The 22,798-nt window shown below is 46.3% G+C and carries 17 protein-coding genes; 9 read left to right on the top strand and 8 right to left on the bottom strand.

Going from position 1 to position 22,798, the window contains the following annotated elements; genetic code table 11:
• Positions 1-110 precede the first annotated feature (110 nt).
• The gene (locus tag MKY14_RS27435) at positions 111-770 is read left to right on the top strand and encodes a hypothetical protein (protein WP_340977769.1); all 660 of its coding nucleotides are present in this window, start codon (positions 111-113) and stop codon (positions 768-770) included.
• Between the two features lie 153 nt (positions 771-923).
• Here MKY14_RS27435 and MKY14_RS27430 read toward each other — a convergent pair whose 3' ends face one another.
• Positions 924-1,472 carry a pyridoxamine 5'-phosphate oxidase family protein gene (locus tag MKY14_RS27430; protein WP_036682364.1) on the bottom strand — a complete coding sequence of 183 codons (549 nt, stop codon included), beginning with the start codon at positions 1,470-1,472 and terminating at the stop codon, positions 924-926.
• Between the two features lie 153 nt (positions 1,473-1,625).
• On the opposite strand from MKY14_RS27430, the gene pdxR reads away from it, so the two are divergent.
• Together pdxR and MKY14_RS30895 are read left to right on the top strand one after the other, a co-directional pair.
• Positions 1,626-3,056, top strand: a complete 1,431-nt coding sequence (gene pdxR, locus MKY14_RS27425) for a MocR-like pyridoxine biosynthesis transcription factor PdxR (RefSeq protein WP_340977767.1) — start codon at positions 1,626-1,628, stop codon at positions 3,054-3,056.
• 324 nt (positions 3,057-3,380) lie between these two features.
• On the top strand, positions 3,381-3,548 hold the full coding sequence (locus MKY14_RS30895) for a DUF4352 domain-containing protein (protein WP_081387811.1): 168 nt from the start codon (positions 3,381-3,383) through the stop codon (positions 3,546-3,548).
• Positions 3,549-3,818: 270 nt separating this feature from the next.
• On the opposite strand, the gene MKY14_RS27420 is transcribed toward MKY14_RS30895, so the two are convergent.
• The 7 genes from MKY14_RS27420 to MKY14_RS27390 form a co-directional block, all read right to left on the bottom strand.
• Entirely contained in the window at positions 3,819-5,183 is a 1,365-nt protein-coding gene (locus tag MKY14_RS27420) for an MATE family efflux transporter (protein ID WP_340977766.1), read from the bottom strand.
• A 75-nt stretch (positions 5,184-5,258) separates the two neighbouring features.
• A complete protein-coding gene (locus MKY14_RS27415; RefSeq protein WP_076191531.1) occupies positions 5,259-5,918 on the bottom strand; it encodes a RibD family protein in 660 nt (219 codons plus the stop codon).
• A gap of 20 nt (positions 5,919-5,938) precedes the next feature.
• On the bottom strand, positions 5,939-7,075 hold the full coding sequence (locus MKY14_RS27410; RefSeq protein ID WP_076191528.1) for a sugar ABC transporter substrate-binding protein: 1,137 nt from the start codon (positions 7,073-7,075) through the stop codon (positions 5,939-5,941).
• Between the two features lie 15 nt (positions 7,076-7,090).
• On the bottom strand, positions 7,091-9,031 hold the full coding sequence (locus tag MKY14_RS27405; protein ID WP_081387810.1) for an alpha-amylase: 1,941 nt from the start codon (positions 9,029-9,031) through the stop codon (positions 7,091-7,093).
• Between the two features lie 36 nt (positions 9,032-9,067).
• A complete protein-coding gene (locus MKY14_RS27400; protein WP_340977763.1) occupies positions 9,068-10,114 on the bottom strand; it encodes a zinc-dependent alcohol dehydrogenase in 1,047 nt (348 codons plus the stop codon).
• 266 nt (positions 10,115-10,380) lie between these two features.
• On the bottom strand, positions 10,381-11,763 hold the full coding sequence (locus tag MKY14_RS27395; protein WP_076278218.1) for an SMI1/KNR4 family protein: 1,383 nt from the start codon (positions 11,761-11,763) through the stop codon (positions 10,381-10,383).
• A gap of 120 nt (positions 11,764-11,883) precedes the next feature.
• Complete coding sequence (locus tag MKY14_RS27390; RefSeq protein WP_076220285.1) at positions 11,884-12,627, bottom strand: glycoside hydrolase family 16 protein; 744 nt, start codon at positions 12,625-12,627, stop codon at positions 11,884-11,886.
• Positions 12,628-12,775: 148 nt separating this feature from the next.
• Between MKY14_RS27390 and MKY14_RS27385 the strand changes: the two genes are divergently transcribed.
• The 6 genes from MKY14_RS27385 (at position 12,776) to MKY14_RS27360 (ending at position 22,648) form a co-directional block, all read left to right on the top strand.
• Positions 12,776-13,696: an ABC transporter permease gene (locus MKY14_RS27385; protein WP_076124267.1), complete on the top strand. Its 921-nt coding sequence runs from the start codon at positions 12,776-12,778 to the stop codon at positions 13,694-13,696.
• 18 nt (positions 13,697-13,714) lie between these two features.
• Complete coding sequence (locus MKY14_RS27380) at positions 13,715-14,599, top strand: carbohydrate ABC transporter permease (protein WP_038573901.1); 885 nt, start codon at positions 13,715-13,717, stop codon at positions 14,597-14,599.
• 64 nt (positions 14,600-14,663) lie between these two features.
• Positions 14,664-16,328: an extracellular solute-binding protein gene (locus MKY14_RS27375; RefSeq protein ID WP_340977762.1), complete on the top strand. Its 1,665-nt coding sequence runs from the start codon at positions 14,664-14,666 to the stop codon at positions 16,326-16,328.
• A 148-nt stretch (positions 16,329-16,476) separates the two neighbouring features.
• Positions 16,477-18,315, top strand: coding sequence for a sensor histidine kinase (locus MKY14_RS27370; protein ID WP_340977761.1), 1,839 nt, complete (start codon positions 16,477-16,479; stop codon positions 18,313-18,315).
• Between the two features lie 3 nt (positions 18,316-18,318).
• Entirely contained in the window at positions 18,319-19,890 is a 1,572-nt protein-coding gene (locus tag MKY14_RS27365) for a response regulator transcription factor (RefSeq protein ID WP_076124273.1), read from the top strand.
• Positions 19,891-20,026: 136 nt separating this feature from the next.
• Complete coding sequence (locus MKY14_RS27360) at positions 20,027-22,648, top strand: family 16 glycosylhydrolase (RefSeq protein ID WP_340977759.1); 2,622 nt, start codon at positions 20,027-20,029, stop codon at positions 22,646-22,648.
• Positions 22,649-22,798: the final 150 nt, after the last annotated feature.

Below are 22,798 nucleotides of genomic sequence, written 5' to 3'. Positions count from 1 at the left end.
TGCTGTTAACTGTAACTTCATTCGTTTTATTTCTGACTTTTTTCTCACCTGTATGGGCTCAGACCGTAACTGAAGATGTTGTTTCTTTTGCAAATACAGAAGGATTAACATTGATTAAAGAAGGGCTATCTAAAGATCCTGAAGGGTATGGTTACAACAATGAAGCAGAGATTAGTGAAATTACCGTAGGTCAAGGAATGCAGATTCATTTTATTGATGGCGCTAAGCTTAGGGCGGCTTCCGATAGTCTGATTGAAACGGTCACACCCCAAGACAACTGGGAGTTTCTTATTTTATCGGGCGGAATACCCAAATCTAAAATGATCATTCAAAAGGATTCAAACGGGTCCTATCAAGTTACTGAGTTTGGAGGAAATCCTAATACTTTGGCCTATGCTATTCATTCACTAGAAGCTGAGGGTGAAGTGAGTGAGCCTACACTTATCCGTGAGCGGGACGAATATATAGCTGCCTTCAAGAAAGACAATCAGGAACTAATCATCGCCCCACAACAAGCCTCATCAGCAGAAACAAAAGGACTAAGCAATATTTCGGAGCCTCAAGCACCCGGGCATTTAATTGATGTGTTACAAACGATGCAGAACGATTCTTCCGATGACGAGCAGGATGGGTCGGGAACCATTGCTTCCGCATATTATGCGGACGATAATAATCATCTGACAAGGTCTATCACCATTAGCGCCATTATTGCTCTATTAGCGGTATTTGTGTTCTGGGCCTATCTCAGAAGACGTAAACAACCTAAATAAATGTAAAAATAAGTAGGCCGCCCTCCTTCATTGGATTGCGGCCTACTTTGATAGATAGTACCTCTAAAAAGCCTCCCTCTCCCCATATGATTAGGACATAAAGGCTGCCAAAGACCTCGTTAGCATAACACCATTTGTAATGGTATCTTGCGGCTAAACATCTCGTCCAGTACCCATGCCCCTTTTATACATTTTTTCTGCTTCAATAGGACTTTCTTTTGCCGTGATATGATACGGAATTACCCGATAAACTTGAACCGGACCGCCAAATACAGCCGATCTATACTTTTCCACATGCTGCTTGGACAAGGGGCGATTATAATAACCGGGTACGTATTTATTGATCAATTCCTGAAGTACGTGTGTGGCTTCATCCAAATCTGAAATCGGTTCTGCTTGTCCAAAAATCATTACGCTCATATAAGCTGTATCCGTTTTGGCTGGTACCGGATCTGTAATAGTTCCGTATTCCTCACATACCGTAAAACACACCTCCGGATTATCACGCATGACCTGATTACGTCTTCCATCTCCAGCCCCATGAATATACAGTTTCCCTTCAGTCCATACATAATTAAGTGGCACAACATAAGGGAGGTTCCCATCAACCAACCCCAGATAACCTAATCTCGTTTGGTGAAGGAACCTTTCAATCTTCTCTTGATCTAGGCATTCCCTGGTCTTGTAACGAACCGAATTCATATCGAATCTCTCCTTTTATTTAAATTGCGGATACCTGCGTTGTTACGGTAGTATATCAATGAATGGATTGCATTAAAATATCCATAATTCGCTGTTTAGAGCAATCCATAACCAGCTTTTTATGATTGGAGTTTCTATTTGGAGGTATGTACGATGATGAAAGTAATTCGTAATGATAAGAGACCGATCTGGCAGCAATTGCTTGATCAAGCGATCCATAATATTACTAGCGGAGTCTGGGCACCAGGAGAACTACTGATTCCTACCCGCGAACTTGCGCACATCGTAGGTGTCTCCCGCTCAACTATACAGATCGTCTATGAGGAATTGTTAAGTCGGGGTTATACAGTTACCTCCCGCCGGGGAGGGACGCGAGTTAGTACATGGAAGCAAGTCGCTATATCAACGAAGGAAATAGAAACAGAGGGCCCCACACCTCCTTCACTCTCCTTGCTAGACTCAGCTGTTGATCAATTACATGACTGGTTCAGAGGTAAAGAGCCGCTAGAAGTGGATATTGATTTCAGTCCCCATGAACCCTATTTGGACGAACAATTCCAAAAAAACTGGCGGCAATCGCTGCTCCAGGCATCCGCTGAAATGGATTTATCAAGCTGGGCTTACGGTAACTGCTACGGGTACACACCATTACGTGAGCAAATACAGCGTTATTTATCACTTGAACGGGGCATACATGTCCAAACCAATCAGATTCTGTTGACCTCAGGAGCTCAGCATAGTATTGACTTAATCGCACAGTCACTTTTAGCTGATGGGGACACTGTCTCAGTAGAAGATCCAGGTTTCCCAGCTGCTTGGATGGCAATGAAATACCGCCGTATGAATGTGGTACCCGTTCCTGTTGATGAGTATGGTCTAGTGGTTGAGCATATTCACCCGCAATCCAAACTGGTCTTTGCCACCCCTTCCCACCAGTGCGCAGTAGGGGTCGTTATGTCGGAGCCCCGCCGGCAACAATTGCTGCATAAGGCCGTTCAAGAACGATTTTGGATCATTGAAGACGATTATGATAGTGAATTTCGATATCGCGGGGAGCCGCTGCCAACGCTGTTTAGTCAGGCATCTAATAATACTTTGTATCTCATGAGTTTCTCTAAAATGATTGCACCAGGCATTCGTATTTCGGCTATTGTTGGATCAGTCGAGGCAATTGCTCAGCTAGCGAAGGTGCAGGAGCTGACTTACCGTCATCTTCCGATTATGGATCAGCTAACACTAACCCACTTCATTAAAAATGGTCATTTTATGCGCCATATGCGAAGAGTCAGAAATGTGTACCGGCGAAGACACGAGGTCATGGCAAAAGCTATTATGGCTAGCGGTTTAGGGGAGCACTTCACGCTCAGTGGAGTAGAAACTGGATTACATATGTTATTAGAAGCTGAGGAAACATTCGACGAAGAAGCTGTGACAAAGTTAGCCCTACAACATGGAATACGTGTGTACCCTCTTGGACCCTATTGTTTGGATAGCAAAAGAAAAGGATGGGTATTGGGGTTTGCAAAAGTAAATGAGGCAGCGATTGAGCAGGGCATTCATCGTCTTGCGGAGCTGATCCTATAAAATCATCTCCGCAGCACTCACAAAATTTGTTGAACAGTCCATAGACTATTTTAGATCTATGAAACCCTTGCTTCCGCGTATTATCCGGACGATAATAATCACCTAACAAGGTCTATTACCATTAGCGCCATTATTGCTCTAGCAGCGGTATTTATGATCTGGGCCTATCTCAGAAGACGTAAGCAACCTAAGTAAATGTAAAAAGAAATAGGCCGCTCTTTTCATGGAGTGCGGCCTATTTTTCTCTCATCTACGGCTCCCGAGAAATATTCAAACACTGCACTCTAATACTATTAAAAACTTACCAAGAAACTACTAAAAGGCATGTTGATTACTACTTCCGGAGACTATTTTTTATATGAAGGAATCAATCCTGGATTGGCTCAAACAGGCAATGTAGTATTTGAAATCCCAGAAGATATGACTGGCTTTCTTTTAAATGTCCAAACTGGGTTCTGGGGAACCGAACAAGGACAGATTGAATTGAAATAATACTATATGGATCGTAAACCACCAATGTAAGTTGGTGGTTTTTTGTTACTTCTTCGAAGTAAAAATTCTACTTTATGATCAAAATAACCGTCAACGAAGTAACTGGTGCTTTAAAACGTAGTGGTTAAGATACTTGGCAGTTAACAACTGAATATTTAAAAATCAATGAAAAAGGCACTACCTTGAGGCAGTACCTTTTTCATTGTTAAGTGAAGAGATCTCCAATTTAGGGGGGGTTAATACTCCACATCGACCCAATCAGGTCGTACATTACATAGCTTTTTCAGCCAGATCACTAACTAAATTTCTCATCCACTTACGGGAGTAAATCCGGGCGTAGCCGAAGCCAAAGCGGACAACCTCCTCCAGCGAGATGACGAGATACACAAGGTAGACAGGTTGCTTCCAAATGTATGACAGCAACAGCCCGGATGGAACACCTATCAGCCACGTTGCGGTAGACTCCATGCCGAATACGAACTTGCTGTCTCCTCCGCTGTTTAGAATACCGCCGGCTATAATCATATTGGATACTTTGACCCAAAGAAATCCAGCAAACACGATAACGATATACATGCTCATTTGTTTAGCGTCCTCGGAGATATTGAACGCAGAGACATACAGCTTCGAGCCTGCCGCAATGATAACCCCGACGATCAGAGAGATAATGATGCCTAGACGAATGAACCTTTTCGCATGATCGAGTGCGATATCAGATTCATTCGCACCCAAACGGTTGCCAACCATTACCCCTGCTGCACTAGCCAGACCCGATAATAAACCAATGCAAAGACCCTGAAGTGGGAAGGTAATGGTCATTGCAGTCATTTCCATCGTCCCCATACGGCTATAAATGACCGCATATGCCGTTTCACCCAATACCCAAATCAATTCAGTCAGTAGCAGCGGATAGGTCGTTCCAAAAAACTTGCGAATGAGCGGTTTAGGAACGCTGAATAAGTTCTTTAACCCGACAGCTCCCGGTAAACGATACCGGTACACGGCACCAATGATCAACAAGCATTCGAAGACCCTAGAGATAAGAGTAGCAATGGCAGCGCCCTTCAGACCAAGCGCAGGAGCACCGAAATGACCGTAAATAAGTACGTAATTCAGTATAATATTCAAGCCAACTGCAATTAGACTTACATACATCGGCCATTTGGCATGGCCAGTACTGCGTAAAATCGCGGAATACATCATCGTGAGCATGACAGGCACAAAACCGATCGACATTATCTGGAGAAAGATATAACCCTCATCTATTACATTCACGTCTGTAGTGAATAGGCTCAGAAAGAGCGGCGAGTCGATAAAGACAGCCGCAGAGAACAGGAACGAGAACGCAAAGCCGGTGATCAGTCCGAGACCCAGTACTTGAGAGACGCTTTTGGAATCTTTATTTCCCCAAAACTGGGCTGCATATATGGATACACCCGTCGATAAACCGGCCAAGACAACCGCGATGATCCCGTATATTTTGGTCGACATCCCCACCGAGGCAATTGCCACATCTCCCAGCTGCCCAACCATCAATTGATCCGTCAAATTAAGCAACGCCATCAGCAAGCTTTGAAGCGTAACGGGCACAGCGATTTTATACACACTTTTGTAGAAATCTTCTTTCTCTGCCATGTATCGTTCACAACCCCCATATTCTCGATTTTTCCAGAACTCATTGCCATTCGCAGTCTATGACTTAGTGTGAGGTTAGATCACCTTTTTGTAGCGCATGAGCGTGTAGTTATCTTTTGGTTGAATTTCTACAACCTTGAACTTTTTCGCAAAGTTCAATTGCTGATAACCGTCTCCATCCACTAAAGTAATGTTTGTGGAGCCGCCTATGATGATTGGAAGCTGCATTAGAATAATCTCATCGACGATATCCTGATTGAAAATATGCCAGTTTAAGAATCCGCCGCCTTCGACCAGCAGACTGGTAATCCCATAGTTCTCCTCCAACTGACGTTCAAGCTCCACAAAATCTACTTTATCCTCGCCGCAGATAAGGCACTCCTTCCCTCTTTGCCGGATCTGTTTGATTTTTTCTTCATCCCGTCCTTTCTCGGTCGTGACAATAATCGTCTTCCCTTGGTCCGAGAGTACATTGCAATCTAGCGGAATATCCAAGGTAGTTGTCGGAATGATACGAATTGGATTTTTATTTTCCTCATACCGATTAGTAAGGAAGGGATTGTCCGTCAAAATTGTATTTTTGCCGACCATAATTCCCTGCACCTTCCCCCGGAACAGATGAATAAATTCCATATCCTCACTGGAAAACAAAGAAAAAAGCTCTTTACTCGAATTACCAGCGCCCATAGTGAGCTTTCCATCAATAGAAATTTGGCTGAATATCGTTGTTTTCATTTGGCTCTCCCCATCTCTAATTAGCTTTTAAATGCGCCCCAAGAGGCTTGAATAGTCTGTTCTATTTTGTTCAATGCTTGTTCAGGATTGCTCAAGGGCAGCTCGATAAGACCCGCATTTAACGCCTCCCATACATGGATCATGAAGGGATAAGTCGGCATCGGCCGTGAGTGATCTAGAAGCGATAAAATCATCTTTTTGTTAGGCGCAGCAGAGGCAGCTAGACGGTTCAGTACCTCTTCATGAGCCGGAATCCGCTGTACACCCAGCGTCCACATCGTTTGGCATTCGTCACTCAGCATAAAGCGCGTGAATGATAAAATATCTTCCCGCTCCTCGGACGTTAATGAATGATTAGGGTAGATCAGGCCAATAGAAGAAGACATGGATAACGATTGCCGCCCTTCGATGCTCGGAAGCTGGCAAACCGCAAGCCTATTGTTCATATGCTTATCTAGATGGTTATAAATCCACTCGCCACAAATAATGGCGCCGATCTTACCGTCAATGAACTGCTCAAGCAGTCCTGTCGAGCCGTCGAGACTAACGAGCACGCCTTGATCCATCTTGTCGCTAATAAACTGAAGTGCCTGCTTCATTTCAGAGGTGACGATATTCGGCTTTCCATTCTGTACAGGCCAGCCGCCGAAAGCTGTAAGGAACGGAATAAACCAATAGCCTTGCTGTAAGTCTGCTCCAATCGGTACGATACCTTGGGCGGATAACCTTTCTGCTGCCTCTTCGAACACGTCCCATGTCGTCGGCGCACTAGGGTAAATCGACGGGTTGTAATACACAACCAGATGATTGCCCCGCAATACCGGGATACCATACTGAACACCATTCATTTGCATCGTTGAAAGAGCACCCTCAGTCAGCGTATCGCCAAATAGCCCGCCCGGCACTTCGGAGTAAAGACCGTTCTCAACATAGGAGGACATGTCGGCAGGAACCATCGCCAGATGTGGACCTTGCTGGGTGTCCTTAATTTGGTTCAGGCGCGCAGTCAGCTCCGTAATATTCATGACTTGTGGCGTAATTTGTACCCCAAAGCGCTCAGTATACAGCTTACAAATTCCCTCCAGCACCTCAATCGAGGTATCTCCCGGACCATCAAACTCATGCCATATCACGACTTCCTTATTGTTCTTTTCCATTGCAGCCTCTCTCCCTTACCTAAATTGTCTATGATTGTTTACGAGCACTAAAGCCTGATTAGGCGCAAGCAGCAAGCAGTCTAACGCCTGACCTACGCTGCTACCCGTTAAGGAACTATCCAGTGTTACCGTCATTGGGCATCGGCCAGGTACGGCTACCTTCAAATCAACTTGGCAGAAAGCATCAGCACTCAAGTTAAAGCAGCACAGCAGCGTTTCATCCCCTTGCATATACCCATACAGAACAATACCTTCCGGGGATTGAGCCACGAAAAAGTTTTCCGGCTTCACTAGGTGGCGCCAATCTCTCTTGAGTTCACTTAGCTCCGCCAACAGCGGCAGCATCGGTGTAGGATTGGTCCAATTAATTTGCATGACGTTAAAAAAAGCTCGGGAAATCTCCTCTCCGTTCGTGTTGTCTCCAAGACCACAGTTGAGCGGCTGCTCCTCATTCATTTCATAACCCGTCGTCACGTATGGAATTGCGTTCGGAAGAAATTGATTAAATACCGCAATCATCCGAGCAACCTCAACACCGCCACGGCTGGTGATCCGAGGAGTATCTGCTGTTTCTGCACAAGCAAATACATGAATATTCAACTCAGGCAGCTCTTCTAAGAATGAAACGAGATTGTCTTTAGTAATTTGTGTCATGACGTTCCACCCACTGCCAAGCATAATGTTATAGCCGGTGTTTGCCGCCTTCTTGTGGTTGCGATTGAACAAATCTTCGCTGATTAAGATCGCATTTGGATTCATCTCTTTAATCGTGTCAAAAATACGAGTCAACAACGGAATAGGAAGCACGTGTCCGATGTCGATGCGGAAGCCGTCAATCCCATATTTTTCGAGATTAACCCGTACTGCCTCCTCCAGAACATCCCACAGCTCCAGATTCGGCTCCTCTCCCGGGTAGTCATTACATTTAATCGTATCAAAAAGGACATATGGCGCCTGATCCGGACTTATAAGATGTCTCACTTGCGGAGAGAAATCCTCGTAGAGGCGTAAGAACGTAATGTCTGTCCAAATCGGCTGCACATCATTTATCCAATCCGAATGCGCTGGAGCAGTCGTTATCCCCATCTCTTGCTCCACCAAAGTTAATAGCTCATCTCCAGTTTTAGCAGCTTTCTCCTTTAAGTGCTGCCAAAGAATTGGATGGAGTTCATTGGGCGGTGGCGTGAACTTCCGCAGAAATACTGCTGTCTCCTGGCTGCGGTAGACCGTCTCCAATTTGTCCGGCGTACACTCCTCAAAAAATCCAAGCTGGGGAATCGCGGGCGGCGCAAAGCCTTCTAATTCGTCCATTTTGATCCAATATACCCATTCAGGATGCTCAGTAATGAACACACTGTTTTTCGCCGTCACACGGGGAATGAAATCAACAACAGTCTTAATATCAAGTAAATGACAAGCCTCTACCAGAGCGCTGAGCTCATCGTGGATCGTAAACTCCTCCATATCATCCAATAGGCTATCGTGCAGGTTCTCGTCCAAATGGAATAACGATTGCACTGCGTAAGGGGACCCAATATCCCCCTTCAGATTCAACTTGCTGTACTGGTTAACTGGAAGCATGTACAGAATATTGATGCCCATTTTCTTTAGCAGAGGCAGAAGAATAAAGAATCTTAAAAAAGTACCCGATTCAATTTTTCCGTCATGGTTGTAATCCCAAGCCGTAGAATAGCGAATAAGCGAAGAATAGATCGCGCTATCGTCCAGATTTATGCGTTCCTTAAGCAGATATCTCCACGAAAGCCTGTCCACATAATTCAAATGATCAGTCAAAAAATCATACGGGTGTACACAAATTTCACCCTCTTTTTCTAAGAGAACACGTTCATATTGGCACTCATTCCACACTGCGGGTATCCAAATTGGCTCTACCTCTTTGGCCTTTTGTGTAGACAAGTAATCTTGAATTAATCTGAATTTGCTATCATTGCTCATCAACAGTGCCACCTCTCATTGATTGTAGTCTTACGTTTAGGGAACAAAAACCGTCTTTACGGTTTCACTCCCAACCACCTTCAAAGAGTTCAATTCATAGCCGATTAACTCATCTATCGCTGCTTCATGCTGACTGAGCTTAACTTTTCTAGTTACTAGTTTCTCCATTTCAGGAGTTTCAGCGGCAAACCGCAAAGCTTCCTCGAACATGTAGCGGTATTCACCTGCTGCTATAATTTTTATTGCATGCTGCACGAATTTGGTAGGGGAAAAGGTGTAGCGATACTTCGCATTAATACCAAAAGGAACGATGCGGCCTCCACGTTCAATCCACTTCTCCGCCATTTCGAGTTGAGTGCCTACCGTATCGATAATCACATCAAACTTATGTCCCGCACAGATTTTGTCTACGGTAGCTTGATTTAATTGGGCAGGGGTTAGAGCAAAATCTGAGATCTCTCTGGCAAAAGCTAGCCGATAGGGATTGACTTCAGTCGCTACCGTGAGCGCAGATTTCGACTTGCTCACAATTTGGCTTAACAGTCCCATTGGACCCGATCCAAGAATAAGTACCTTGTCGTCTGCTGTGACATTGGCTTCTTTGAAATTGTGCAGTACACAGGCAAGCGGCTCAATCAAAACCCCCGTCTCCCAGCTCATATGATCGGGAAGACGGTGTGCAAACGTTTGTGCAGTTGAGTAAAAAAAAGTGAAAGTCCCATTTCGATTCAAACCCGCAATAGGCATCCCATTTCCATGGATGCCCGTACAGAGGTGCGGCTGTTTCTTCAGGCAAAAATAGCATTCATCACAGCTTTGATTCGGATCGATAACTACTCGGTCGCCTACCTTAACACGGTCAACGTTGCTGCCGATTTGGATTACAGTCCCTACTGCCTCATGACCCCGAATGACCCCTGGAACCCCCTCCTCTTTCCCAGTTATGACTGCTAAATCTGTTCCACATACACCTGTCATCTCAATCCGGATCTTGACTTCATCCGGTGCTGCAATCTGCGGCTCTTCCCATTCGCAGAGCTCCAGCTTATGATTGGATGTCCACACCAACGCTTCCATACTCATTCCCCTTTCTCTTTTTTGTTATCCATATTCGCCCAGAATATATCATAACTACCATGTAAAAGTAAGGTGAATGTTGTCGAAAAATGTTAATAATTACATTTTTATATAAACACTTCACGAGTAAGCGCTTTAATTTTCTTTCGCTTATTATGCGGATTGCACTGTCTGAAACGGCAAGTTTAAGGGCCATCCCTTGTGGGATGACCCTTGAATACTATCGTGATCAATCGAGCTCCGCACGGGAATAAATCCCGCATCAACGTCTCCTATTTTGCAGCTTCCGCTTCCAGCCGTGCAATGACCTCTGAGCGGGCTTGATCTGTGAAGCTAAGCACCCCGTTTTCCTGAACGATCAGTCCTTCCCGTATTCGGCCATCCAGCCAATCGCTGATCCAGCCGGGAGCATACCCGCCTTGGCCGAACTCGCCGCCAAAAGCAATCATTTCTTCATATACATCCAGATATTGTTGACGGCTCGTATTTGGATAAGAGCTTGTGTATAGCCAGAACTGCACATCATACATCAGAGTAGAAAGCTCATCCGCATGAAAGGAGAAGTGTCCCTTCTCTTCAACGATTCGGGTACATACTTTACGGATCTTCTGCTCAAGCTGATCTACTTCAGACACATGGCTGCACAGCTTCGCAAGCAATGGTGAGAATTGGCCTACGGCTACTTTGCGCAAATCCTCCTCTTTATCTTCTTCAGAGGTGTCGTATTCTTCATCACTCACCAGGCCGCGTATAAACGTCTCGAAGTCTGGGGCCAGAAATGTAATCTCATAATTATCTTCCTGATCCACATGAATCACCTCGGGTTCACCGTCCTTCCCGCAATTCCGGTAATCCAGCATCACGACATCATGACCTGCCGAAGGGCAATCGCAAATTACCACGCCAATGTCAGGGTATCCCCACTCCTCAATCATAAACGGACTGCCGAGATCGCCGCAGAGTGAATAGCTTTTCTCACGTCCGATGCCCATAATGCCCGTAATCGCAATATGATCCTCAGCCCATGAGGTCGCATCCTCCGTAGGAAAACAGGTATTATAAGGCACTCCCCCATTGTGCTGCTTCATCAGACTGATATAAGAGGCAGGAAGCTTGTAACCCAGTTCTTCTTCTACAGAAGCAATCAGCTCATCCGTAGGCGGGGCCGAAACATATTCTTTTAGCGCATAATCACTATCTTTCCAAAATTCGGAGAGGTCCATCCCTTCAAAAGGAGTTGCAGTCGTCCCCGAATCATTATATTGCTCTCTGATTGCCTGTCTGGCTGCGGCGTGTTGTTCTTTGCGTAGCTTACGCTGGCTGAATTTCAGAAACATGGCCGTATTCTCATCATCCGGATCGAGGTCATGGGCAATACCCAGCACTCTCACCGCTTCCTCATATCGATTCAAATAATAGTAGGAATATCCCACACGAAAATGCCACAGATAATCATTCTGCCCTTGTTCCGCAATCTTCGCGAAGTGTTCAAGGGCTTCTTCATAACGTTCCAAATTGTTATACGCTCTTGCCAGACTGCTGACCATCTCGTAATCTCTGTCCGCTGGAGGAATCTCCATCAGAGTGTCTACAATCTTCTGGTGTTCATCATCTTCATGCCACTGTGTCAGCTGTGCGATTAGTTCTTTGTCCATGGTCTACCTCCCAAGCTTATAATCAAGTTACTAGAATATAGAGAAATATGGTTTTCCCTATTCTACCAGATGGGATGTAGGTATTGAAAATCGATAATAGAGCCTCACAAAGATTCTTAATTATGGGTACAGCCATATCCCTGAAACCGTCATCACCGCTGGCAGTGCAGCCTCGTCAACCGCTACATTGTCATACCAGCCGCCCACTGCAAGGTTCAGCACCAGATAAAATGACTCGTTAAAGGGCATAACCCCTGGCTCCAAGCAGCGCTCGGCAAAGCAATGTCCGTCTACCACCCATCGAATCGAACTGGCGGTCCATTCCAGTGCATAATCATGAAATTCATTAATGGTTCCGCTTTCAAAATGGTGTGAGAACTCCTCGACGATTTGATGTTCCCAATCCTTTCCGTAGTGCAGTGTTCCGGATATTTGCTGAGGCAAGCGGCCTTTGGCTTCCATGATATCAATCTCGCCGGAAGCTGGCCAAGGTCCGTAAGCCTGTTCCTGCGGAAGCAACCAGATGGCAGGCCAAACCCCTTGCCCCACCGGCAGCTTTGCACGCACAACTAACTTCCCATAGCAAAAGGAAAAATGGTCCTTTGTATCCAAACGAGCCGAGGTATATGCAAAATTGCGCCCATCCTTTCCAATGGATTCACTGCGTGCGCACAGATTTAAGCCAAATTCATCGATATACAGATTGCTGGAATGATCCGTGTAATACTGCTGCTCTCCGTTGCCCCAACCTGGGTCTATGGGATTACCTTCATTATCTAATAAGTCGTTGCCAAGGCGGATATTCCATAGCTTCAAATCGGCATTTCTATCTAAGAAATTCTGTTCCCATATAGGTTTATTCATCCTTTGCACACTCCCTTCATTTAATCACAGCATACTTAATTTTTGCGGCTGGTCAAACAAATCTAAAAAAATGGGATAGGGTCGATAATCATGGGCTTTTTTTCCTATACGCTTTTTCATACGATGAAATAGAAAGGGGGCACGGAAAATGTTCCAATACAGAACGGAACAAATGAAAGCGCTTTTTAAGCAGTGGCAATTGCAAAGCATGGTTATCCCGGGAATCATCTGGATGTTTATCTTTTGTTATATCCCTATGTTTTGGCTCATTATTGCATTTATGGACTACAGCATCGCCAAACCCTTACTAGAATCACCGTTTGTCGGGCTGAAGCATTTTCAGGATTTTTTGACGGATGAGCGTTTTTGGCGTTCGATTCGCAATACTCTGGGGATGAGCAGCATCAAGCTGGTCCTGGGTTTTCCCATTCCTATCTTGTTTGCCTTGCTGCTGAATGAAATACGGAGCCTTCGATTTAAGCGAACGGTACAAACCATTTCGTACCTGCCGCACTTTATTGCCTGGACGATTTTTGGCGGCATTGCGCTCAATTGGCTGGGCGAGGGCGGTGTGATCAATCAGTTGATGATGGCGATCGGGCTCCAGGAACGCGAAATCCTGTTTAACAGCGACCCTAAGTACTTTTGGTGGATCACCTTTTTCACCGATACGTTAAAAGAAACCGGCTGGAGCGCCATTATCTACATAGCGGCAATATCCGGCATTGATCCGGGGCTGTACGAAGCGGCTGAGCTGGATGGCGCAAACCGGCGGCAGCGGATGTGGCATATCACCATTCAGAGCATACGCCCCACCATCGCTATTTTGTTCATCCTCGCTGTCAGCGGGATACTTGGCAGTAACTTTGAGCAGATCTTTATGTTGAAGAACAATATGAACATGAGGATGGCGGAAAGCCTAGACTTGTATATCTACAACATGGGGTTGGTCTCCGGGCGCCATTCCTTCTCAACAGCCGTCCTGTTCGCCCGCTCTATTGTGGCGCTAGGTTTGTTGTTTTTGGCCAATCACACATCCAAAAAACTAACCGGCGACAGCATTTTTTAGAAAGGAGAGGACAGAGGTATGGAAAGACGCAAAAGATTTCGGCAAATTGGAGTATTTGAGGTCTGCAACACCCTGCTGATGCTGGCGGTTTGCTTTTTAACACTGTACCCGATGTGGTTTGTATTCATTAACTCGCTTAACGCGCCGCAGCAGGCATCCCTGGGCACCGTCAACTGGTTTCCCAAAGAATTATCGCTGGCCAGCTATAGCGTTGTGTTCAATGATAAGACAATGATGAACGGTTTTTACATTACCACTCTGCGCACAGTGATCGGGACAGCAACGCATGTGTTGTTTACCGCCATTATTGCTTACGGAATGAGCAAGTCTAATCTAATCGGACGCAAGCTGTATCTTAAAATCGCATTGGTTACGATGCTGTTCTCAGGCGGGCTGATCCCTACATTTATTCTGATGACGAAGCTGGGATTATATGATAATTTTTGGATATTCATCATTCCCTCCATGTACACTTTTTTTAATATGGTCATTTTCATGAGCTTCTTCCGCACCATACCTGACAGCCTGGAGGAATCTGCGAAAGTAGACGGTGCTTCAGACTATGGTGTCCTGTTCAGAATCGTATTGCCCAATAGCATGGCTGTCATTGCGACTATATCGCTTTTTTCAGCCGTTTATCATTGGAATGATTATTACCAGGGGGTCATCTACATCCGTTCGCAGGAATTACTGCCACTGCAGACCATGCTGTACAAAATCATTGCGGAGAACTCTATGTCCTTCATGCAGCAGCAAGCTATGGCGCAATTCGGCGCAAGACTTCCCGGCAACTCTATTAAATTTGCATCCATGATGGTGGCCACACTGCCTATTCTGATAGTCTATCCTTTCATTCAACGCTATCTGGTCAAAGGCGTGATGATTGGCGCCATTAAGGGATAAGAGTGTGAGTGTCTAGAAACTGGTATACAAAATTCAGAAGCAGCAAAGAAAGGATGATAATGTCATGAAACGCAATCTGATTAAGCCGGGGTTGACCCTCGTTCTGGCCGCAAGCCTGATGCTAGGCATAGCCGCGTGTTCCAATTCAGCGAATAGTGAAAATAAGCCAATACCACAGCCTACAGATAGTACACAGCCGCCGCAGAGTGAAGCAAAGCTCAATTCCGATGATCCGGCATGGAAGCTGGATACCAGCCCTGTTGATTTGACCTGGTTCGTAGGTGCTAACTGGTATGCCCACACTTGGGGAGACAGCTTGACCTCCAAGTACGTAACGGAAAAAACAGGCGTAAACATCAAGCTTGAGGTACCTTCCGGTGAAGCGAATGAGCATATTACCCTAATGATGACCTCGGGCAAGCTGCCAGACTTGATATCAATGGGTTCGTGGGAAACCGCTGTCAAAAAGCTGTGGGAAGGCGATCATGTCTACGCCTTAAATGAATTAGCTGACAAGTATGACCCTTACTTCTTCAAGGTGGCCGGGGACGGTACACTGAAGTGGTATCGTCAAGAAAATGGCAATACCTATGGCGTTCCGAATGATTCATATAGCCCCAACCTGATGCATGAAACTGGCATGACGGCCGCCAACCAGACTTTCCTGGTGCGAAAAGATTTGTATGAAGAGATGGGCAGCCCGGACCTTAGCACTCCAGAGGGCTTTCTGAACGCACTGCAACTGGTAAAGGATAAGTACTCCCAATATAAAGGCCAGCCCATCAGTCCCTTTTTTGCACAAGGGAACGTCCCTTACGGGATGACCGAATATCTGCAGAACCTACTGGCCGTACCGCATGAGAAAGACGGAAAAGTATACGACCGCATTACCGATCCCGATTATATTGCCTGGCTAAAAACCTTCCGTACGGCTTACGAGCGCGGGTTGATTAATGTGGATTTCCTGGTGGATTCCGATACTCAGGTCGAGGAAAAAACAAACAACGCCCGCTATTTCATGATGGTCCGTGAGTGGACCGGTATGTCGGCTGTCAATCCTATGCTGGCTGCTAGCGGCAACCCGGACTCTTACTACATCGCAGTCGATGGGCCAAAGAACAGCAAGGGCGATAACCCTAAGTTATTCCCTGGCAACATGGACGGCTGGATGGTGACGATGATTAGCAAATCAACCGAAAACCCTGAACGAGCCATCCGCTTTTTGACCTATCTGGCCAGCGAAGAAGGCCAGCGAGATTTGTTCCTTGGCAAGGAAGGCGAAACATGGGAGATGGTAGATGGCAAGCCGCAACTGAAGCCTGAAATGGTAAAATTACTCGACACTGATATTGAGAAGCTGGAGAAAGAATACGGCATCATGGATACCTATTGGATGATGCGAAACCCTGTAATCGTCAACCAGTGGAGACCGGAGAAATCTCCTGTCATTAAGCAAATGGAAGACTTCGCCAATAAGCAGGCCGATATTGATAGCGGTATCTATAAGGGCTTAGATCCACAGGGCGATTCTGATGTGTCGGTAGCCTGGTCCCGTATTTCGCAAAATTGGGAGGAAGTACTCCCTGAGCTAATTACGGCCAAGAATGAGGCTGAATTTGATAAAATCTTCGACAATTTCCTTGACCGCCGCGAGAATTACAGCTTTGGCAAGGTGATGGAATACCGCCAGGCTGAACTGGATGTGCGAAAATCCAAAATGGCAGAGTAATAATGCCCGTATAAAGATTACTGCCGGCCACCGAAAGGTTGGCCGGTATTCCCTTTTTCGCTTCTTTTAACCATTTAACAAAACAGCCTAGTTACCTACCGGGCAGTTTGTAATATATGGTATATTACAAGGGTAGGAGGCTGCTTAAATGAAGTATCTGCTGACTAAAATGAAGAAGCTGTACCGTAATTCCCGCATCTCCCAAAAATTGTTTTTGGCCTTTAGCATGATGATTGCCATCCCTGCGATTGTGGTATCCTTTTTATTTATCCGCACACAGGAAAGTCAGCTGTACAAGGACGCTATGGCTACCGGCAGCAGCCATGTCTCAAGAATTAACGAACAGCTGCGCAGCAAAATGGGCATTATTGAGAACGCTTCCTCTACTGCGCTGAATCAAAAGGCATTTGTAGATTTTATTCACTCCAATATGCGCGGGGATGGCCTGCGTCTCGTAAAATTTAGACAAAATCAATTTGAGCAAATGCATAATATCATTCAAAGCTACGAGATGATCAGCGAGCTCAGTTTCTATGTCGATAATCCAAACCTATTTGAGATTTGGCCTGAAATCTACCATTATGAAAAGTTCTGGCCGAAGGACTACTGGGTGACACTTCGGGAGGAAGGCGGTGCGGCATACCGCTTATTTGCTTTTAAAGATGGAGAGCATACGCTATCCTATTACCGGTTGGTACGTCTTCAGGGGCAACAGCAGAAACTCCCTACCATTATGGAAATCCGCGCCCAGCATAGCGTCTTTTTCAGTGACTTGCTTGAGGATAGCGGGGGGGATTTCTTTTCTGTAGTGATGGATGGAGCCGACTCTTCCCGATCGGTATACAATCCTGAGCATATTTTTTCTCAAAATGCCGGTGAAGAATTGGATAAAATTCTAGGCAGCATTCACCAGCGGTTGGATGTGCTGCAGCAGAGTAGCCCCATTAAGGTAAAGGTAGGCGACCATACTTACTACGCGTTGTATCGCTACATCGCCCCACTGAACGCCTATGTAGTGGATATTGCCTCTCATCAAGCGCTGATGAAAGGCCCACGAAGCTGGTATTTGCTCGTAGTAGCGATCACATTGTGTATATTGCTGCTGATGTTACTGCTCGTTTCACATACCACTCGGCGCATTTTCCGCCGGCTCGACAGGGTGCTGGTTTCTATGCGCAAGGTGCGGCAAGGCCAACTGGATGCGAAAATTGATACCGGCCTGGATAAAAACGAAACCGGTGACGAAATCGACGAGGTGGCCGTCAGCTACAATAATATGTTGGACGAAATCAAACATCTGATGACCCAAGTGGTAGATAAACAGCTGATCGCCAAAAATGCACAACTGCACTCGCTGCATTCGCAGATCAATTCACACTTTTTATATAACGCGCTGGAATCCATCCGTATGCTCGCGGAGGTTCAGCGACAGCCGGCTATCGCTGAAGCGTTGGTGTCTTTAGGCTCACAACTGCGATACAGTATGCAATGGCGCAGCGATACGGTTGCGCTTACCGAAGAACTTGCCAACATACACAGCTATGTCCGATTCATAAACTTTATGGAGGGTGGCAGCATTGAGTTGACGGCGGATCTCCCGCAGGAGGTACTGCGTTATACAATCCCTAAAATGTGCATGCAGCCCATCGTCGAAAATGCCGTTCATCATGCAGCGCCCTCGGGCGGCAGCGTAAGTATCCAAATTACCGTATCGGTAGAAAATGACAGCCTTCTGCTAATTGAGATACGAGATGATGGCGCAGGTATTGACCCGGAAATGCTGTCCAGTCTGCAGGCTGTGCTGCGGGGCGACTCAGATTCACCGATTGTTACCAGCAAAAACGGACTGGGCTTGGAGAACGTGCATAAGCGCATACAGCTTCATTATGGTAAGGACTGCGGTCTTTGGATTGACAGTGTGCAGGGCGCCTATACTTGTGTAACCATACGTTTGCCTTGGGAAAATGTGAATCTTGGAGGATGGTAGGGCATGATCAATATTCTAATTGTGGACGATCAAAAGCACATTCGTGATGGGCTGCAGGCTATGCTGCGCCAATTTGCGCTCCAGCTGGACAATATTTACTGTGCCGTAAACGGAATTGAGGCCTTGGATATATTGAGTCAGCACAACATCCAACTGGTGATTACTGATATCAGGATGCCCGATATGGATGGACTGACGCTGATGGCGCAGAGTAAACAGAAGCACATCGAGGTAGATTATCTGATTATTAGCGGCTATAGTGATTTTGCCTATGCTCAAAAGGCCATCGAACTTGGAGCAAAGGGCTACCTGCTCAAACCTGTGAAACGTGAAGATCTGCAAACCGCAGTAGAACATGTAGCGAATGAGATAAAAACACGGCAGACGCTCTCGCGTAATATGGAGCATATCTCGCGCCGCGCCCGGGAGACAGACCGCAAGGAACTGAGTATGTTCATGCAGGGTGCAATGATTGATGAGGCGTGGGTTATCCAGACCCAGCAACAGAATCCAGAGTTGTGGAGTAATTACCGCCTGTGTCTGCTGCGGGAGGAATTATGGATTAACCAACCGGGGGCCGACAGTAGCCACAGCATGGAATCCCTTGCCTACCGTGTGTATGGCAGACGAGGGTGTATATGCCTGCAACACCGCCCGTACCTGATTCTCGCGGTTGATGCGGCCGTAGAAACGGGAGCCTTCCCGGCCGCCCTCAAAGCAGGACAGATAGATGCCATTACTGCCATGACCAGCCCGCAGCAAGGATTGAAGGAGTTGCCCCGTAGCTATACACAAGCGTTGGAGCTCTATCGCCACAGTTACCTGTTTCCAGAGAAGAGCTGCATCTTGCCAACACATATTGAGCGACTGGAGCAGCAGTGGGAGCTTCCCTATGAAGAGTTATATGCCCTGTTCCAGTTAATCGGCACCAAAAACAGCGGTACAATCACCCAAGGCATTTCTATGATATTTCACAAAGATACATTGCAACGCTATCACATCCAATACACACAGCAGCTATGCCGTGCCATTGTACAGATGCTGGAGGAATCTGTACGTGTGATCCGCCCGTACATGGGGGAAGAAGCGCTGGACATCGAATGTTTACGAAATCTATTCGATTATCCGGGTATTCGCGATTATATTCAGGCGCTGCAACAACAGCTGCTTCGGCTGAACCAATTTTATTATGAATATAAGTGCAGCTATCGCAACTCGCAAGATTTGAATGAAGCCATACGCTTTATACACGAAAGCTATCATAAACCCCTGGATCTCGCGATGGTATCGAACCACGTGTCGCTTAATTATGCCTATTTTTCTAACCTGTTCAAAAAAAATATCGGCAAAGGCTTTGCAGAATACTTGCGCGATGTGCGCCTGGATAAAGCCCGGCGGCTGCTGGCCGAAACCGATCATAAAATTGTAGAGGTAGCCACCATGGTAGGGTATGAAAGCTACAAAAGTTTTACACGATCCTTTCGGGATGTCATGGATATGCAGCCCACAGAATATCGGCAAATGATGCGCCGGAAGCACGACAGCGGGGAAAAGTACCGTGACACAGCGCTATAAATAATCAAAAGCCAAAAAATTGGGTTAGAACAAAAATAATTGTACCTTTTAGCTGATTATTATATTCGATAGAATAGAGATGTCCCTAAATGTAAGCGGTTTCGTTTCTTCATTATTTTATTAAAGGAGGGCAAGTATGAAACGACTTTACAATACGGAGAGTGGTTTTAAGCAGAAGGTATTTAGTTTGTTCTTAGCAGTAGTACTGTTAGCTGGGGTTGGCCTATTGCCGACTTCAAAGGTGCAGGCAGCAGGAACCACAGTTACCTCTATGTCTTACTTTTCAGCAGCAGACGGTCCTGTCATCTCAAAATCAGGGGTTGGGCCAGCTAGCTATGGTTTCGTCATGCCTACATTTAATGGGGGCTCTGCCACCTGGAATGATGTTTCCGATGACGTCGGTGTAAAAGTAAAAGTTGCTGGAAACTGGGTGGATATTGACAATGCAGGCGGCTATACCTACAACCAAAACTGGGGACACTGGAGCGACGGTGGCTTGAATGGCTATTGGTTCACTCTCTCCGCAACAACGGAGATTCAGCTATTCTCCAAGGCTAATGGAGTTACACTTGATTACACCCTGGTATTTCAAAACATAAACAAAACGACCATTACTGCTATGGCCCCTACACAAGGGCCGCAGATTACAGCAGGATTTACAGGAAGTGCAGGCTTTACTTATCCTACCTTCAACAATGATCCGGCTGTTACCTATGAAGCCGTAGCTGAAGATCTGAAGGTATATGTAAAACCTGTAAGCAGCAGTACATGGATTGATATTGACAATAATGCAGCCAGCGGCTGGATCTACGATAACAACTTCGGACAATTCACCGAAGGCGGCGGTGGCTACTGGTTCACCGTAACAGAGTCTATCAACGTCAAGTTAGAATCGAAAACCTCAACGGCTAACGTCGTTTATACCCTCACCTTTAATAAACCGGTAAGAAATTCATACGTCTTAACTCCTTATGAGGGAACGACCTTTACCGCAGATGCAAAAGGTGTAATAGGTGTCCCGCTACCCAAAATTGATGGGGGCGCTCCAATAGGCACTGAGCTAGGAAATTACGTTTACCAAATTAACATCAACGGACAATGGGTTGCTATGAGTGATTCCAGCCAAAGCGGATTTGTATACGCCGGCAATGGCTATAACAACATGTCCGATGCCAACCAGTGGGGCTATTGGGCTGACTATATCTATGGGCTTTGGTTCCAGCCCGTCCAAGAGGATGTGCAAATCCGTATTGGCTATCCATTAAATGGACAGGCGGGCGGAAGTGTCGGCAACAATTACGTCAACTATACCTTTATCGGTAATCCAGATGCCCCACGTCCGGATGTATCCGATCATGATGACATTGCCATCGGAACACCAAACGACACCACGATAGAGGGTATGAATCTCATTTGGCAGGATGAATTTAACGGAACAGCGCTCGATACGAGCAAATGGAGCTACGAACAAGGTTATTATATTACTGACGATCCGAATAGCTGGGGCTGGGGCAACGCGGAACTGCAGCACTATACAGACAGTACACAAAATGTATTTGTACAGGACGGAAAGCTGAATATCAGAGCTTTGAACGATTCAAAATCCTTTCCACAGGACCCAAGCCGGTATGCCCAGTACTCATCCGGCAAGATTAACACCAAAGATCACTTGTCCTTCCAGTACGGCAGAGTAGATATTCGTGCTAAGCTGCCTACAGGTAACGGCGTTTGGCCAGCACTTTGGATGCTTCCGGAAGATGCCGCTTATGGAGCGTGGGCCGCATCCGGAGAAATTGATATTATGGAAGCCAAAGGACGCTTGCCCGGCACGACCAGCGGGGCCATACACTTTGGCGGACAATGGCCTGTAAACAGATATATTGCTGGTGAATATCACTTCCCTGAAGGCCAGACCTTCGCCAATGATTATCATGTGTACTCCATGATCTGGGAAGAAGATAATATGAAATGGTATGTGGACGGCAAGTTCTTCTTTAAAGTCAGTAGAGATCAATGGTATTCCGTAGCTGCACCTAACAATCCGAACGCCCCATTCGATCAACCCTTCTACATCATTATGAATCTGGCGATCGGCGGGCACTTCGACAGCGGCCATACCCCAGATCCGTCCGATATTCCTGCAGCAATGCAAGTGGATTATGTTCGTGTCTATAAAGAAGGCAACAGCGAGAATCCGGTAAACGTACCGGTTACCGGTATTTCTCTGAATCAAACTACTGCGCAGGTGGAAGTCGGACAGACTGTGCAGTTGAACGCCAATATTGCCCCGTCTAATGCAACCAATAAGCAGGTCACTTGGAACGTATCAGGTACCAGCGTCGCTTCCGTGAATCCGAACGGTCTCGTGACGGGACTCACTCCAGGCACAACAACCGTAACGGCTACAACAGCCGACGGCAATAAAACAGCCCTCTCCACCATCACTGTTGTACCGGCATCATCATCCGGTGTTATCATCGTCGGCGATGAGGTGCGGGGTCTGAAGAAAATAGGCGACGACCTGCTGTTCTATGTGAACGGCGCAACCTTTGCCGACTTACACTATAAGCTAAATAACGGTGGGCAGCTAAACGTAGCCATGACCCCGGCAGGGAACGGTAACTATACCTACCCTGTAAATCACCTGCAACACGGGGATACCATCGAGTACTCCTTCACCTATAATCCGGGACAAGGGGCTGTCGATTCCCCAACGCTCTCGTATATCCATGGGGTAACCCAAGGAACACCAGAATAAAGTAGTTGAACCCTAAGCAACTGCATGAACACGAGTAGGCGAGGAGGAAGTGTTGAAGCTTCCCTCTCGCCTATTTTGTTGTTTCTACCGTGTTGCTGGTCTCCTCGGTGGAAGCTCAGCTAGCCTCATGATTATGGGCCGTCAGTTCAT

The sequence above is a fragment of the Paenibacillus sp. FSL R5-0887 genome, assembly GCF_038002305.1.
In the GTDB taxonomy this organism is placed as follows: domain Bacteria; phylum Bacillota; class Bacilli; order Paenibacillales; family Paenibacillaceae; genus Paenibacillus_AQ; species Paenibacillus_AQ odorifer.
Note: the sequence above shows the minus strand (reverse complement) of the source record. Positions and strands in the feature narration are given on the sequence as shown.

Coding starts and splice junctions, on each gene's coding strand:
- MKY14_RS27375 (WP_340977762.1), top strand. CDS start 14,664: ATGAAACGCAATCTGATTAAGCCGGGGTTGACCCTCGTTCTGGCCGCA.
- MKY14_RS27430 (WP_036682364.1), bottom strand. CDS start 1,472: ATGAATTCGGTTCGTTACAAGACCAGGGAATGCCTAGATCAAGAGAAG.
- MKY14_RS27405 (WP_081387810.1), bottom strand. CDS start 9,031: ATGAGCAATGATAGCAAATTCAGATTAATTCAAGATTACTTGTCTACA.
- MKY14_RS27365 (WP_076124273.1), top strand. CDS start 18,319: ATGATCAATATTCTAATTGTGGACGATCAAAAGCACATTCGTGATGGG.
- MKY14_RS27380 (WP_038573901.1), top strand. CDS start 13,715: ATGGAAAGACGCAAAAGATTTCGGCAAATTGGAGTATTTGAGGTCTGC.
- MKY14_RS27390 (WP_076220285.1), bottom strand. CDS start 12,627: ATGAATAAACCTATATGGGAACAGAATTTCTTAGATAGAAATGCCGAT.
- MKY14_RS27415 (WP_076191531.1), bottom strand. CDS start 5,918: ATGAAAACAACGATATTCAGCCAAATTTCTATTGATGGAAAGCTCACT.
- MKY14_RS27360 (WP_340977759.1), top strand. CDS start 20,027: ATGAAACGACTTTACAATACGGAGAGTGGTTTTAAGCAGAAGGTATTT.
- MKY14_RS30895 (WP_081387811.1), top strand. CDS start 3,381: ATGTTGATTACTACTTCCGGAGACTATTTTTTATATGAAGGAATCAAT.
- MKY14_RS27370 (WP_340977761.1), top strand. CDS start 16,477: ATGAAGTATCTGCTGACTAAAATGAAGAAGCTGTACCGTAATTCCCGC.
- MKY14_RS27420 (WP_340977766.1), bottom strand. CDS start 5,183: ATGGCAGAGAAAGAAGATTTCTACAAAAGTGTGTATAAAATCGCTGTG.
- MKY14_RS27400 (WP_340977763.1), bottom strand. CDS start 10,114: ATGAGTATGGAAGCGTTGGTGTGGACATCCAATCATAAGCTGGAGCTC.
- MKY14_RS27395 (WP_076278218.1), bottom strand. CDS start 11,763: ATGGACAAAGAACTAATCGCACAGCTGACACAGTGGCATGAAGATGAT.
- MKY14_RS27410 (WP_076191528.1), bottom strand. CDS start 7,075: ATGGAAAAGAACAATAAGGAAGTCGTGATATGGCATGAGTTTGATGGT.
- MKY14_RS27385 (WP_076124267.1), top strand. CDS start 12,776: ATGTTCCAATACAGAACGGAACAAATGAAAGCGCTTTTTAAGCAGTGG.
- pdxR (WP_340977767.1), top strand. CDS start 1,626: ATGATGAAAGTAATTCGTAATGATAAGAGACCGATCTGGCAGCAATTG.